Here is a 14,825-nt window from a genome sequence, read left to right as displayed (position 1 = left end):
GAACTATAATAGTTTACCTGCTCTTTGGTCAATCCTAAAGTTACTATATTTTATTATGCAAGTCTAAAGGAACTATACACATTGTTGGCTACAGTTTTTATTCATTTTTGGTTTTGGCTTAATGTCCGCTAAAAGTTCTTCTTTGTCAAATACAAATCTTTTAGTTCGCCTGTCAGATATAAATCCGTAATCTTTCCACATTATTTCGGCTCCGTCTTCAATATTTTCTTCATAAATTGGCAGAAGTTCTCCAATTCCGACAAAAATCCATTCCATTTCAATTTGGTCAGAGTTTATGAATTTGTATTCAGCTTCTTTTCCCATTTTGACAGCTTTGTCAAAGGCCTTTTCAGGTGAACTTGCTTTTATAAGATGGTGATTTCCCCAAGTTGTAACTCTTCGCAAATCTTGTTTTTCATTTCGGTTAACTGGTTCGCATTTTTCGACAATCTCAACTACGTACCAATCTCCGTTTTCGTTTGATATTTTCTCTTGGTTTTTCATTTTTCAAATTGTAGCCAACAGTTGGCTAAACGTATTACGTTTATCTACATTATATTTATTCCGTTAAATATAAATAATATTCTTACAGGTTTCTTCTTTCCGTAGAATAAAACTTCAAGTGAAATTAAATTATCTGTAGTTTATACTTGTAGTTTTTTTAACTTTCCGAGCAAAACAGTTTATAAATGCCCCTAATATTAACGTCCAATGCTTCTTCCTACATCGGTAATACCATTCTTGTTATTTTGGTATGTGGCGTGTTGGTTCTTTTTGTTTTTTACATCAAAAAGGTTATCACTTCTATTTTGGATGGCTTTGAAATGCTCTATGCCCGTTTTACAAAACGCCCCATATTTATTCATTTTTATCCTTTTAGGCGTAAATTAACTGCAGAACAAATAAAAATATTAAAAGATAATTTTGCCTTTTACAATAGGTTGGATGCCAAGCACCAAAGGTATTTTAGGCATCGCATGGCTACTTTTATTCTTCGTAAGCATTTTGAGGGGAAAGACGGTTTTGAAATCACCGAAGAGGTTAAAGTGCTTATTTCTGCAACGGCCATTATGCTTACTTTTGGTTTTAGAAATTATACCATTCCATACATTAAAAATATATTGGTTTACCCAACCCAATATTATTCCACAGCAAACAAAATATACCACAAGGGGGAGTATAACGCCCGATATGAAACCTTGGTACTATCTTGGGATAATTTTATGGAAGGTTATAGAATTGACGACGATAAGGTAAATTTAGGCATCCACGAGTTTACCCATGCCATTCATTACAATTGCATGAAACAGAATGATATTAATTCAATCATTTTTGTTGATACCTTTAGTGAATTGAGGGAGCAACTGGCTTCAAACGAGCAGTTGAAAAATGATTTGGTAGTATCAAATTTTATTAGGAGCTATGCCTTGACCAATGATTCTGAACTATTGGCGGTAATTGTAGAAACCTTTATTGAAGCACCCATAGAGTTCAGTCGGCTTTTCCCTGAAGTATATGCCAAACTGAAACAAATGCTGAATTTTAATTTTAGTGGATATTAGCCAAATTCAATAGTGGACAACCTGATTTGAAAACCGCTTTTTTTCGAGATAAATTTAATATTCGTACATTTAAAATTGTGCGCCTTTTTTACAGGTACATTCTGTTGGCATCAAGCTAAAATAGATTAAATGAAACGCATTATTTTCTTATTTACCTTAAGCGTAATATGGAACCTGTCTTCCCAAACAAAAACAACTTTTGTTTATTCAGTAAAAGGTGTGGATACGTTAAAATTAGATGTTTATACACCAAGAAGAATAAAGAAATCTGAAAAGCTTCCGGTACTTTTATGGATGCACGGTGGTGGTTTTTTTGAAGGAAAAAGAAATGATAGAAGTAATGTGAAGTTGTGTAAATACGCTTCTAGAAATGACTATATCGGGATTTCAATTTCATATAGATTACTTAGAAAAGGTACTGAAAGTAAATTTGGCTGTAACTGCTCAAAACAAGAGAAATTGGAAACTTTTAAACAAGCGGTTATAGACTTTCTGGATGCAGCAGCTTTTATTGTTAAAAATGCCAACCAGCTTCAAATAGATACTGAATATATCATAGCAGGAGGCAGCAGTGCCGGTGCAGAGGGCTCTCTAAATGCAGTTTATATGCGCGAGTATTTTGTGGACAGCCTTGAAAAGTATAAAGATATAAAATTCGCAGGATTATTTTCTTTGGCTGGGGCCGTTGTAAATGCAGATTATATAAAAAAGACCAATGCCGTGACCAGTGTGTTGTTCCATGGTACAAAAGACCAATTAGTACCTTTTGCATCGGCTCCGCACCACTATTGTAAACCCGAAAATCCAGGGTATTTAATGTTGGATGGGTCTGAGGTTATTGCCAAGAAATTGGAAGATTTAGAGACTTCTTATTATTTCAATGTGGTAAAAGAAGCTGGACATGAAATTTCTGGAGTACCATTCAGGGATTTAAATAAAGTGTTCCATTTTTTTGAACGTACCGTATTAAATGATGAAATCATTCAAACCAAAATTATAAAAACTAAATCTCCTTGATGTTGCTATTTGGTTTGGTTCAATCTGTGTTGAACTATTTTTCTTTATTTTATTTATTATAAATTGTTGTTTTCCAGTCACCTTAGGAATCCTAAATTAATGGAGCATGATTTTTATCATACAATTTAAATTTTTGTATCAGTAATTTTAGTCATACTAAACTAAAATACAACGTGATGATACGAAAAGCACCAGTTTCGATGATAATGACAGAGCACGTTATCACGCTAGGCAAAAAAGATTCCTTAGAAAAAGCAGAGCATTTATTTAAGCACCACAGGATAAGACATATACCCGTAGTTAGCAATCATGTTGTAATTGGTATGCTGAGTTACACCGATTTGTTGCGCTTGAGTTTTGCAGATATTACTGATGATTTTGACTCACCTGCCGATGTTATGGTATACAATATGTTTACCATTGAGCAGGTAATGAAGCGAAACATTGTTACCGTATCATCATCACATTCCATAAAGGAAGTAGCCGAAATATTGGCCACTAAAGAGTTTCATGCCTTACCCGTTGTTGATAATAACATTTTGGTAGGTATTGTAACCACAACCGATTTAATAAAATATTTGATAAAGCAATTTTAATTTTAAAGCTGATGTTATGATAGAAGATGCGCCTGTTTCAGAAATAATGACCAAAAATATCATTGCACTTACCAGATCCGATGATTTAGAAAGAGCAGAAGTCCTTTTTAAAAGACATAAAATAAAACATATTCCTGTGGTTGCTGAACAAACGATTATAGGTATGTTGAGTTTTACGGATTTAATGCGGATTAGTTATGCCGAAGTAGATTCAGAAGCCAGTAATTCCGTTGATTCTGTGGTTTATAATATGTTCACGATTGAACAAGTTATGGTGAAGGATGTTGTTACCGTTGCAAGTGAGACTACAATAAAAGAAGTAACCGAAATTTTAGCAGGACGTGAATTTCATGCGTTGCCTGTTGTTGATGACGGCGATTTGGTAGGCATTGTAACAACTAGGGATTTATTGAATTACTATTTAAAACAGTATTAAGAATTGGCAGCGGCTTTTAGTTCCTTTATGGTCTCAATTTGATTACTGCTCTTAAACACAAAACTTCCGGCCACCAAAACATCGGCTCCGGCATCTGTTAGTTGCTTGGCGTTTTTGGTAGTAACCCCGCCATCAATTTCAATTAATGTAGATGCGCCTTTTCGGGTAATTAATTCCTTTAGCTCTTTTATTTTTTTATAGGTGTTTTCAATAAAACTTTGTCCGCCAAAACCAGGATTAACACTCATTAAAATGACCAAATCAATATCGTTGATGGTGTCTTCCAAAACATTAATGTTTGTATGTGGATTTAGGGCTACACCTGCTTTCATGCCCTCTGCTTTTATGGCTTGAAGCGTTCTGTGCAAATGGGTACAGGCTTCGTAGTGTACCGTTAAATGATGGCTTCCCAAATCTGCAAAAGTTTTAATATATCTATCTGGGTCAACAATCATTAAATGTACATCAACGGGTTTCTTGGTATACTTTGTTATAGCTTTTAAAACGGGCATACCAAAAGAAATATTTGGAACAAAAACACCATCCATAATGTCGATATGAAACCAATCGGCATTACTTTGGTTAACCATTTCTATATCGCGTTGAAGGTTTGCAAAATCTGCAGCCAAAAGGGAAGGAGCAATAAGTTTTGAAGACATATTTGTTTTTGTTTGGACAAAGATAGTAAAAGCGATTTCCTTTTGAAAGATATTTTAACAAGGGTAAAAACAAACCCCCGGTAATCAGCCGGGGGTTCTTTCATCAATCAAAAAACGAACAGTTATGTGTAACTGTTTGTTACTGTAATTTAGTCGTTACGCTAGGGCGAAACTAACCTAAATATGTTTTTAATATTTTACTTCTAGACGTATGTTTTAATCTACGAATAGCTTTTTCTTTAATTTGACGTACACGCTCACGGGTTAAATCGAACGTCTCACCAATTTCTTCCAAAGTCATTGGGTGTTGATTTCCTAAACCAAAGTACAAACGGATAACGTCTGCCTCACGAGGTGTTAAAGTTTCTAAAGCACGCTCAATTTCTGTGCGTAACGATTCATGCAATAATTCTTTATCTGGGTTTGGTGATTCACCACTGTTCAATACATCGTATAAGTTAGAATCTTCACCTTCAACCAATGGCGCGTCCATACTAACGTGACGACCAGAATTCTTCATGGATTCTTTAACGTCGTTAATGGTCATGTCCAACTCTTTCGCTATTTCTTCAGCAGAAGGCGGACGCTCATGGCTTTGCTCCAAGAACGCAAACGTTTTGTTGATTTTGTTAATGGAACCAATTTTGTTCAATGGCAAACGCACAATACGAGATTGTTCAGCCAAAGCTTGAAGAATCGATTGACGAATCCACCAAACAGCATAAGAAATGAATTTAAAACCACGGGTTTCATCAAAGCGTTGTGCTGCTTTAATCAGACCTAAATTACCTTCATTAATTAGATCGGGTAAAGTTAAACCTTGATTTTGGTATTGTTTTGCAACCGATACAACGAAACGTAAATTGGCTTTGGTTAATTTTTCTAAAGCTACTTGATCGCCAGCTTTAATTCGTTGTGCCAATTCTACTTCCTCATCGGCCGTAATAAGGTCAACCTTTCCAATTTCTTGCAGGTATTTATCTAACGAAGCGGTTTCTCTGTTTGTAACCTGCTTCGTAATTTTAAGTTGTCTCATCTAATGTTCTCCTGTTAATTTAAAACGTGAATATAAAGGGCATTTAAGGGTTATACGTAATATAACAAGTAAATGTTACAAAAAGTTTAAAATTTTTTAACTTTCTGTTCATAAGACCCAAAAATTCCGTGAGGTTACAAATTTAAATTCTTCAGCAAATACTTAAATCTTAATCGGGTTTTTATCACTTAAATTGATGGCTTCCAACATGTCTTGGGTAAATTTGTAGTGCCCTCTTTTGGTGATTAGCTTAAAGCGATGCGATTTTAAATTGCTTAATGTGTTTAGAAAAAGCCATTTGGATTTTAAAAGTTTTGGCCTTTCTGATTTTAGACTGATGTCAAAGTAATATTTTCTGCCTTCTTTAATAGCTACCAAATCAGGGGTAATGGAGATGTTGCTACCTGCCTTGGTGTATGATTTTGGAGTTTCGTAACCTTCCGTATCGGCTTTGATATTTTCGAAACCGTGATTTTCCAAATAAGTTATGGAGTCTTCTAAAACGTCTAAATATTTTTCTTTGTCTTCTTGAATCATAACCTCTAAAGTAATGAAAATCAGTGTAATTTCAAATTTTTTAAGGAGGTTTAACGTTACATTAACTCTGAATGGGTTTATAAAAACGTCATTTTATCGTCCATATTGATGCGTTCTTTTGCAATGGATATCTTTTGATGAACCTTTTTAAAGAAAAGGGTTCTATCCCTTTCACCAGCTGTTGCCAAAAGTTTTGAGTTGGACATTTGTTTTTGCAAAAATTCAAACATCATTTCGCAGGTTTCTTGATGCTCTATTTTAAAATAGCTTAGTACTGTAAACGGCGAAAAAAACATTTTGCCAAAAGGAGTAATGACCATTATGGTGTTTGTAAGCATGTGCAAATCACATTTATATAACATGAATGAGTTGGAGTTGTTTTGGCCACCAATACTTTGGTCAATAGTTTGTTTTTCAACATGATCGATTACTTCATGGATATCATCACAAATTTGAAGAGCCAATTCTTTGGAAACCAATCCCGCTTCAAAATAATAAAGTACTTGTTGGATGGAGCCATTTACCGTATTGTCGCTCCAAAGCTCTGTTATATTGGTGTGTTTATAAATTTCACCCAATTCAAAAGCGCTATCCAATAACGATTTTGGAATGGTTTGTACCCAATCGTCAAAGGATATTTTGGTTTTGGCCATTTCGGTATTAAGGTCTTTTAACCAAACGTACATTTTGTAACGCGTTAAAAGAGAATCTGTTAGTGTGTGAAATAAAGGAATGTCCTTGCTGGAGTAGATGAACTGTGCATTTTTAATTCTTTTCAAGGCACTAATGTTCTGGATAGATTGTTCAATCCAAGTTTCCAAGCCTTGCACATCATTTATTGGGGGCGATATTTCGGTAACAATCATGTTCGAACTCCCAACCTCAAATAACTTGTTGAGCGAAATTTTATAGTGCTTGGCCAGTTTTACGCCTTCTTCAAGAGAAATATTGGTTTTTAGGTTTATTCTTCTGTATGCCGCATCGTAGCCAACGTCTAGTATACCGGCTATTTCCTCAACAAAGGAAGTGTTGTTGTTTGCCTTTTCTTTAAGATACTTTATGAATTGCTCTTGCATTTTTTGAGAAATTGGAAGTAGGTTCTCGTAGATTTTGTGAAATTTAAGAAAAAAATGTGGAATTTTTGGATGATTATCTAAGGCGTTTGCGAAATATTGCTATTATTTTTGTGTAGTAATGAAATAGTTATGAAAACTACAGCAACATACCAAAATTCGTTTCTATCCAAATTTATGGATAAATATATCAGCTACGTGGTTGTTAAAAAAAGTTACAAAGCATTATTTATGCAAAGAAACCAACAAGAATTACGAGTGCCTAAAGTAGGATTATGCTAGGCATAATATGGAAACACCTTTGTTGGAATCTAAACACTTTATTCTTCATTTAACGGCTTCTGGTTAAAAAAACTTCCTATTTACCTGAAATATTGGCCAATACCTCTATTCATTGTATGAAACTCGCTCTTTTTTTCTAAATTAGTGGGTAACTAACCAACCAATTGAATGAGTTTAGAAAATGAAGTCATTGACTCTGTTAAAACGGTCGTCAACTTTTTATTGATTGCCGGTGTTATACAAGGCTTTGGTTTTAATCTCGTAACCATCTTTGTAAAGAAGAAATTTGATAAGGTTATCATATTTCTCAATTTAACCGTACTGTTTATCTCCCTTAATAACTTACAGGCATGGCTAATAGATAAAGAAATTATCTGTAGCTTATATGTTATCAAACACCTGGAAGTGCCATGGTATTTATTGATTTTCCCCATGTTTTATGCGTTTACCGCCAATTTTTTAAGGATTGAAAAACGCGTTAATGACTTTATCAAGCCTTCAATGATTATTTTTATTTTGGAAATTGTATTAAGGTTAGTTGTTATATCTATTATGTATCACGACCCAACAAATACAGATGACGGCTTAATAAAAACATACACGAAATATGAGGAAATTTTCAATGCTGTATATGCTATTTTCTTATTCGCTAATACCAGTATCCTTGTTTTTAGGAAGCACGAAATGCTCGATTATATATTGGCCTTCGATGACCTAAAATGGATAAAACTGTTTTTTAAATGGGGCGTGGTGTTGATTTTACTTTGGATAGTGGCTATTATATTAAAAGGTGAGTTTGAAGATAAAACGGCTTATTACCCTTTACGCTTGGGTACTTCTATACTTTTATACTGGATAGGTTATCAAGGGTTTTATAAATATACTGTGGTGCAGGACCGTATTTTTTTACGAAGTACAATTGCAAACAATGAAGTTTTAATTTCTTCAAACGCAGAAAATCAGTTTGTTACTCAAAAGGATGAATTTATTAATGAAAGGCACCAAAAGGAATTTGATGCGGTAAAAAGCCATATTATAAAAAGTAAACTATACCTGAATCCACTGCTGAGCATGGAAACGGTTACCGATGAATTGGGTATTAGCAAAAGCCATTTGTCTAAATTGATTAATTCGTATAGCCAATTTAACTTCTCCGATTTTATAAACTTTTTGCGTGTAGAACAAGCCAAAAAGTTTTTATCCAACCACGAGTTTAGTGAATACACGATTGTTGCTATAGGCTTGGAATGCGGATTCAATTCAAAGTCAACATTTTACTCCGCTTTTAAGAAATTCACCGGAGAAACACCTACCACTTTTAGGGAAAGGGAATAGTCCGAGATTATCGTTGGACATCCTAATTTATCTATCCTAGACCTTCTCGGATATTAATCTTATTGTCTGCCAATAACTTTGCGATAGTAAAAATAATCTAAAACTATTAGCAATGATACCAGCACTTATTTTTTATCTCTTCAAGAAATTGAAAAAGGCTGATAATTCTAACAAGTCGTTAGTCAGTCTTAAAAAAATAGCATTGAAGCTAAAATCTGTTTTCTTTTAATTGAACATGTTTAAAAAGAAGAACCAATTGGAAAACAGGAAGGGATGTTTAAGTGTAATTAGTAGGTTTTTTTGTAAAAAGAAGTGATAAAAGTATCATCAAAATTTTTGCGAACCCTGATGAGGATCATTGTACAAGGATTTTTATAAAATTAAATTTAGTTAAAGCTCAGGTTAAGGCTTGTTCTTATAAAACTGAAATTAAAAAATTTATAAATGAAAATACTTGGAAAGCACTTTAGATTAATGTTTAAGAAAGTAAAAAGTATTAAGAAGGTACTTAACAGCGGTATAAAACCCATCACAAAAATCATGATGTTGCTGCTACTTTTTAAAACTTAGATGGTAAATAAATCCATTTTTCATAGCAATGGATAAGGTGGTTAAAATAAACTTAAAAAAACTAGTCATGATACCAGCACTTATTTTATACCTCTTCAAGAAGTTTAGAAAAATGGATATATTCATTAATTCACTATTGAATTTTAAAAAAATAGCTCTCAAGCTAAAGTCTGTTTTCTTTTTATTGGCCATTTTGGCGTCATTATCATTTACCGATAAAAGTATCAATAAAGCACTGACCTATAATGTGGTTAAAAATGACAAGGTTATAGGAACCATAGAAATAAACAAAAATGCTTTTACAGATTCAACAGTTTATAATTTAAAAAGTCGGATAAGCGCCAAATTTCTCTTCAAATTTTGTGTTACGGGCAAGGAAAAGTCGGTATTCAAAAATGGAGTGCTGGTATATTCCTCGGTTCATAGAACGCTAAACAATAAAACAAAGGTCAATCATAAAATTGTACTTAAAAATGGACAATACAATCTTTTGTTGGGCGGGGAAAATATTCCATCAAAGATTGGTTCCATCAATAGAAACCTAATCACGCTTTACTTCAGCGAGCCCATTGGTGTTACTGCCGTTTTTTGTGATAACCTTAAAAAAATGGTGCCCATAAGACCATTGGGAAATGGAGAGTACCGGGTAGATTTTGAAGATGGAAAGCACAATATTTTTCATTACAACAATGGAACCTGTGTTAAAGTTGAAGCTGTCAGTAAGTTTTTTAACGTCGTATTAATTCCTGCATAGCCATGAGTAATTTATCAAATATTTGGACGTTCATTGGTGTTTGTTTTGCCACATATTTCTTTGTTAGCTTTGTATACAAAAAGCTAGGAATAAATAATTTGCAAACCGCACTGATGTCGGCCAATGGTTTGCGATTATTGAATTTGAAACACCTGTTGGGCATTGTTCTTTTTGGTGTTCTTTCATACATCCAAACACCGGAACTGAACTATCTTGTAAAATCATTGGAAATAGCAAAACTGCATACCCTGATTCCATTTTTTATCATAGTGTTTCTATCGGTTTTTGCGTCGCAATCAAGTTTTAAAAGGCAACAAGGCTTAAGGGAAACGGAAATTAATCATTACAATTTTTCAAATGCATGGGTTTACTTTTCCATAAGGTTTGCATTTTTGTTTTGCTATGAGTACTTCTTTAGGGGTGTGATGCTATTTATGTTTCTTGATATTTTTAGTCTTCCCGTAGCTATATTTTACAGTACGGTTTTGTACGTGCTCATCCATATTTTCGATTCAAAAAAAGAAATAATAGGGGCTATTCCTTTCGGAATCATCCTTTGCTTATTTACATATTTAACAGGTAGCGTTTGGTATGCCTTTCTAATTCATCTGTCACTATCTGCAACCTATGAGATTTCAATGTTCTACTACGTAACGTTTAAACATAAAACCATCAAAAATGAAAAAGTCTAAAGTATTTGTAACAGGAGCTACAGGCTATGTTGGCCATCAATTAGCTAAAAAACTGGCCGATGAAGACTATGAAGTTGTTGCGCTGGTAAGGGATATAGACTCTGAAAAAATTCCGCGCCACAACAACATCTTACCCGTCAAGGGAGATGTGTGCGATTTTCATTCTATTGAGTCTGCCATAGATGGGTGTACATATGCTTTTCATACGGCTGCGTACACCAATTTAAAATGCAACAATGTAGATAGTTTTTATAACACCAATGTTCGGGGAACAGAAAATGTATTGAAGGCTGCCCAACAAACGAACGTTAAAAAAGTGATTTACTCCAGTACACTTTCCGTTTTCGGGCCTTCATATAAAGATATACCTATTACAGAATCTCAGCCTAGGTTGGAATCTTATGCGAATGATTACGAACTGACTAAAAGTATGGCCGAAGAATTGGTTTTGGACTATGAGAGGAAAGGTTTGCCGAGTGTTATTCTCAACCTTTCTAGGGTTTACGGACCTGGGTTGAAAACCTATTCCAACGGTGTTAACAAGCTTGTGAATATGATTAGAAAAAATGATTTTTTAATCGTTCCTTCAAAACTTGATATTGTTGCCAATTATGTGTACATCGATGATGTGGTTAATGCCCACCTTTTGGCTTTAGATAAGGGAAAAAGCGGTGAAAAATATATTATTGGAGGGGAAAATGCCAGTTACAACCAACTCTTTAAAAAAATAAAATCGCTTACAGAAAGTAAGATTAAAATTTTAAAAGTTAACTATAACATGGTAAAAGGTGCGCTCATGTTATTTTATAAACTCAATGGAGTATTTGAATTTGACGCATCGGTAACCCCCAAGGTATTGGACTCACTATTCACAAACCGGGGAGCTTCTTGCAATAAAGCAATTTCCCAATTGGAGTATAGAATAACCCCGTTTGATTTGGGGTTAGAAAGAACCATTAATTTTTTATCAAAATAACCATCATGAAAACATATACATTAATAACAGGTGCCAGCCAAGGTTTTGGAAAAGCCATGGCTTTAGAGTTTGCAGAACGGAAAATGAATTTAATGCTTGTTGCCCTGCCTCATTCAGGCCTGCCACAGTTGTCAAGTTTTATAAAAGAATATATGGATGTAGATGTCCGTTATTTAGAACTTGATTTAAGTACAACCAAAAGTTGTTATGACATTGCAGAATATGTCGACAAACACAAACTTCAAATTAAATATTTAGTAAACAATGCTGGCGTTTTGAGTAGAGGCCTGTTTGAAGGATTGAACGAAGAATTTATTCTCAAGCAAATAGCGGTAAATGTAACAACACCAACACTGTTGATTAAGCTTTTGCTGAAAAATATGAAGGCCGCTGCACCTGCCGCAATTTTGAACATAAGTAGTATGGCCAGTTTTTTTGCGTTGCCCAAAAAGCAGGTTTATGGAGCTACAAAGGCATACTTAACATCATTTTCCAAAAGTTTGGGTAAAGAATTGAAAAAGGACAATATTTCCGTAACAACCATTTGTCCAGGTGGTTTGAACACAACAACAAGGTTATGCTATCAAAACCGAATTCTAGGTTGGATACCAAGAAATACGGTACTAAATCCGAAAGAGGCTTCAAGAATAGCTATTAATGCCATGTTGAAAAGGAGAAAATTAATTGTGCCAGGTTTTATAAATAAATGTTTAATGCTATTGGACAAACTATTACCTGAATTTATAAAAGATGCATTGACCAATAGGGAGATTAATAAATTTCCTGCTGGAAAATTACAAACATGAATTAAAACGTAATGAACTTTTAAAATCTACAATTATCGAGATTCTGTAGAATCAATTTGACTTAAAATATCAATTATGAGAAAATATTCAAAAATACTTGTTACTGGAGCTAATGGTTTACTTGGAACGAATACCATAATAGAGCTATTGAATCAAGGCTTTATGGTTAGGGGATTTCTAAGGAATAGAGATAATTTTGTTGGACCAACTCATCAAAACCTCGAACTATTTGAAGGGGATATTACAAAAGTTAACCATTTGAATGAAGCTGTGAGAGATATTGATTGCGTTATTCACACAGCTGCTATTACCCGACAGCATATTCTAGATTACAAGGATTACTACAAGGTTAATGTTGAAGGTGTTGAAAACCTGGTGTTAGCCTCCATCAAAAATAAGGTTAAAAGAATTGTTTATGTAAGCACTGCCGCTCAATTTGGATATGGAACCCTAAAAGATTTGGGAAATGAGTCAATTGATATTAAGCAGCCATTTAAAAAGCAGTTTTATGTAAAAAGTAAGAAAGAAGCTTATGATTTTCTTCAAACCATAAAAAATGAAATAGAAGTAGTAACCGTTAATCCATCATTTATGATTGGAGCTTATGACTCGAAGCCCAGCTCTGGAAAAATAGTGCTTATGGGCATAAGAAACAGGTTGGTTTTTTGCCCTCCAGGTGGAAAAAACTTCGTATGTGTTCAAGATGTTTCAAGAGGTGCCATTAATGCAATGATTCATGGTAATAGTGGTGAGTCATATTTATTAGCTAATGAAAATTTAAGTTTTGAACAGTTCTTTAAGCGATTAAGAAAACTATCTAAAAACAATATGATAATAATTAAAATTCCAAAACTCATTATGATTTCATTGGGATACTTTGGAGATTTTTTGAGGTATTTAAAAATCCCGATTCAATTATCTACGGCGAATATTAGGCTACTGTGTGTAAATGGTTTTTATTCTAACAATAAAGCTAAAAATGAATTGGGTGTGCATTTCAGCCCCATTGAAAATGGAATACTTGATGCCGTGCATTGGTTTTCAAAACATAGGTCTTAATCGTTTTCTCATTAATCATTCATTTTAGATTTGTCCTAAATTATCCATAAAACACCAAATGGGATATCGGTACCAAAAGCTTATGGTAGTTTTGAATCATTAACGAAGCAAACTGTATGAATCATGAAAACTTTACTTCAACTATTGATTTTATTGTTGCTCACTTCATGTGGATCACATAGGGTTTACACCACGGCATTATACGGGTCTTTAAAGTCTTATACCGAAAAGCAACATTATGTAGATAAAAAAACAACAGAAACCTATGTTTCAGGAGATTTAAGTTTTGGTAAGCATATGCAGGAGTCGGGGGATTTTGATGATACCAAAACTATAGGTTCATTAAATGTGCACCGCAATACCACCGGAGAATTTTATAATTACTATTACGGTTTGGGAGCCTCGATGGGTACATATATTTAAAGAAGCTTATGAAAGTATCGTGAGCAAAGGTGAAAAGGCAAATTTTTATAATATCCATTTAAAAACGGGTATCAATTACACGTATACAAGACCTAAAGTTGATTATAGGTTTTTAGGGGTGGAATTTGCTTATCATAATGAATTTGGCGACTATCAAAAAAAGTTGGAAGAGCTCATCAAGGTTGATGATCCAAATTTAATTGTGGTAAATCAAAAATCGATGTTTACCTATCACTTGTATTCAGAATATGCCTTTAAATCATCAAATCAAGATGCTTTTACTGTTGGTCTTTATGTTGGAGGTTTGATTGGACTTAAAGAAACCGACATGTTTAGTGGCGATGCCACCTACAGTGGTATAACATTGGGGTTGAGGTTAAAAAAATATACCATCAGTTTAATTTACGAATCTGGACAAAATCAAATTCGCTCTTCAAAACTGGGGTTGACTTATCAATTGTAAAAATTGAAATATGGTTTTGTTAAACAATAAAAATTTTAAAGGAAATGAAAACTTTAAGATTAATTACAGCAAGTTTTCTCTTGGCCATTTCACTGCTTTTAAGTAATTGTTTATATGGGCAAGTTGAATCAAAAAGTGTTTTTATTCGAGTATACAATCTCGAAGGTAAAAAAATTAGCAAGGGAAAGATAGTTTCTCTAAATGACTCTATTCTACGTTTGACATTGGCAGGGGTCAAAAAGAGTGTTAACTTTAAAGACATAGGTTATATAAAAACCAAACGATCTGGCGGACACAATGTTGGTATGGGTATTTTAATTGGAGGTACTGTTGGGGCAATTGCCGGGGCTACTTTATTTGAGCCCGACCCACCTGGAACTTGGATACGTTACACAAGGGGAGACAATGCCGGAATTGGAGCAATTTTAGGATCTATGTCTGGAGCTGCAATTGGAGGTGTAACAGCTTTAACCAAGAAATCAAAGACTTTTATTATTAATGGCAATAGTCAAAATTGGAATGCTTTTCAAGAGGCTTTTAATAATTAAA

General features: G+C 33.9%; 18 protein-coding genes. 13 read left to right on the top strand and 5 right to left on the bottom strand.

Annotation, left to right across the window (positions count from 1 at the left end):
• Positions 1-72: 72 nt before the first annotated feature.
• Positions 73-504 (bottom strand): DUF4288 domain-containing protein, encoded by a 432-nt coding sequence (locus WJN01_RS14995; RefSeq protein WP_445197973.1) that lies wholly within the window; start codon positions 502-504, stop codon positions 73-75.
• 185 nt (positions 505-689) lie between these two features.
• On the opposite strand from WJN01_RS14995, the gene WJN01_RS14990 reads away from it, so the two are divergent.
• The 4 genes from WJN01_RS14990 to WJN01_RS14975 all read left to right on the top strand — a co-directional run bounded on the left by WJN01_RS14990 (position 690) and on the right by WJN01_RS14975 (position 3,611).
• Positions 690-1,562, top strand: a complete 873-nt coding sequence (locus WJN01_RS14990; protein ID WP_445197972.1) for a zinc-dependent peptidase — start codon at positions 690-692, stop codon at positions 1,560-1,562.
• 129 nt (positions 1,563-1,691) lie between these two features.
• Positions 1,692-2,579 (top strand): carboxylesterase family protein, encoded by an 888-nt coding sequence (locus tag WJN01_RS14985; protein ID WP_445197971.1) that lies wholly within the window; start codon positions 1,692-1,694, stop codon positions 2,577-2,579.
• A gap of 176 nt (positions 2,580-2,755) precedes the next feature.
• Positions 2,756-3,175 (top strand): CBS domain-containing protein, encoded by a 420-nt coding sequence (locus WJN01_RS14980; protein ID WP_445197970.1) that lies wholly within the window; start codon positions 2,756-2,758, stop codon positions 3,173-3,175.
• 16 nt (positions 3,176-3,191) lie between these two features.
• Complete coding sequence (locus tag WJN01_RS14975) at positions 3,192-3,611, top strand: CBS domain-containing protein (protein ID WP_445197969.1); 420 nt, start codon at positions 3,192-3,194, stop codon at positions 3,609-3,611.
• Here the strand turns inward: WJN01_RS14975 and rpe are convergent.
• The 4 genes from rpe to WJN01_RS14955 all read right to left on the bottom strand — a co-directional run bounded on the left by rpe (position 3,608) and on the right by WJN01_RS14955 (position 6,919).
• Positions 3,608-4,270 carry a ribulose-phosphate 3-epimerase gene (gene rpe, locus WJN01_RS14970; protein WP_445197968.1) on the bottom strand — a complete coding sequence of 221 codons (663 nt, stop codon included), beginning with the start codon at positions 4,268-4,270 and terminating at the stop codon, positions 3,608-3,610. The two genes, WJN01_RS14975 and rpe, sit on opposite strands and share 4 nt — an antisense overlap.
• Before the next feature lie 172 nt (positions 4,271-4,442).
• On the bottom strand, positions 4,443-5,306 hold the full coding sequence (locus WJN01_RS14965) for a sigma-70 family RNA polymerase sigma factor (RefSeq protein WP_027137161.1): 864 nt from the start codon (positions 5,304-5,306) through the stop codon (positions 4,443-4,445).
• A 162-nt stretch (positions 5,307-5,468) separates the two neighbouring features.
• The gene (locus WJN01_RS14960) at positions 5,469-5,843 is read right to left on the bottom strand and encodes a hypothetical protein (RefSeq protein ID WP_445197967.1); all 375 of its coding nucleotides are present in this window, start codon (positions 5,841-5,843) and stop codon (positions 5,469-5,471) included.
• A 77-nt stretch (positions 5,844-5,920) separates the two neighbouring features.
• Positions 5,921-6,919, bottom strand: coding sequence for a hypothetical protein (locus tag WJN01_RS14955; protein ID WP_445197966.1), 999 nt, complete (start codon positions 6,917-6,919; stop codon positions 5,921-5,923).
• Between the two features lie 447 nt (positions 6,920-7,366).
• Here WJN01_RS14955 and WJN01_RS14950 point away from each other — a divergent pair, with 447 nt between their 5' ends.
• The 9 genes from WJN01_RS14950 (at position 7,367) to WJN01_RS14910 (ending at position 14,824) form a co-directional block, all read left to right on the top strand.
• A complete protein-coding gene (locus WJN01_RS14950; RefSeq protein WP_445197965.1) occupies positions 7,367-8,533 on the top strand; it encodes an AraC family transcriptional regulator in 1,167 nt (388 codons plus the stop codon).
• Between the two features lie 637 nt (positions 8,534-9,170).
• A complete protein-coding gene (locus WJN01_RS14945) occupies positions 9,171-9,857 on the top strand; it encodes a DUF6134 family protein (protein WP_445197964.1) in 687 nt (228 codons plus the stop codon).
• Positions 9,858-9,859: 2 nt separating this feature from the next.
• Positions 9,860-10,549: a CPBP family intramembrane glutamic endopeptidase gene (locus WJN01_RS14940; protein WP_445197963.1), complete on the top strand. Its 690-nt coding sequence runs from the start codon at positions 9,860-9,862 to the stop codon at positions 10,547-10,549.
• Positions 10,536-11,525 (top strand): NAD-dependent epimerase/dehydratase family protein, encoded by a 990-nt coding sequence (locus tag WJN01_RS14935; protein WP_445197962.1) that lies wholly within the window; start codon positions 10,536-10,538, stop codon positions 11,523-11,525. The genes WJN01_RS14940 and WJN01_RS14935 overlap by 14 nt, the downstream gene beginning before the upstream one ends.
• A 5-nt stretch (positions 11,526-11,530) precedes the next feature.
• Positions 11,531-12,331 carry an SDR family NAD(P)-dependent oxidoreductase gene (locus WJN01_RS14930; RefSeq protein WP_445197961.1) on the top strand — a complete coding sequence of 267 codons (801 nt, stop codon included), beginning with the start codon at positions 11,531-11,533 and terminating at the stop codon, positions 12,329-12,331.
• A 75-nt stretch (positions 12,332-12,406) separates the two neighbouring features.
• Positions 12,407-13,390 (top strand): NAD-dependent epimerase/dehydratase family protein, encoded by a 984-nt coding sequence (locus tag WJN01_RS14925; RefSeq protein ID WP_445197960.1) that lies wholly within the window; start codon positions 12,407-12,409, stop codon positions 13,388-13,390.
• 123 nt (positions 13,391-13,513) lie between these two features.
• The gene (locus WJN01_RS14920) at positions 13,514-13,813 is read left to right on the top strand and encodes a hypothetical protein (RefSeq protein WP_445197959.1); all 300 of its coding nucleotides are present in this window, start codon (positions 13,514-13,516) and stop codon (positions 13,811-13,813) included.
• On the top strand, positions 13,737-14,276 hold the full coding sequence (locus tag WJN01_RS14915) for a hypothetical protein (RefSeq protein ID WP_445197958.1): 540 nt from the start codon (positions 13,737-13,739) through the stop codon (positions 14,274-14,276). The genes WJN01_RS14920 and WJN01_RS14915 overlap by 77 nt, the downstream gene beginning before the upstream one ends.
• Before the next feature lie 44 nt (positions 14,277-14,320).
• Positions 14,321-14,824 (top strand): hypothetical protein, encoded by a 504-nt coding sequence (locus WJN01_RS14910; RefSeq protein ID WP_445197957.1) that lies wholly within the window; start codon positions 14,321-14,323, stop codon positions 14,822-14,824.
• The last annotated feature ends 1 nt before the right edge of the window (position 14,825 follow it).

Source organism: Tamlana sedimenti (genome assembly GCF_038148895.1).
Lineage (GTDB): Bacteria > Bacteroidota > Bacteroidia > Flavobacteriales > Flavobacteriaceae > Tamlana.
The sequence above is the reverse complement of the archived record's forward strand: the minus strand, read 5'-3'. Positions and strand labels throughout refer to the sequence as shown.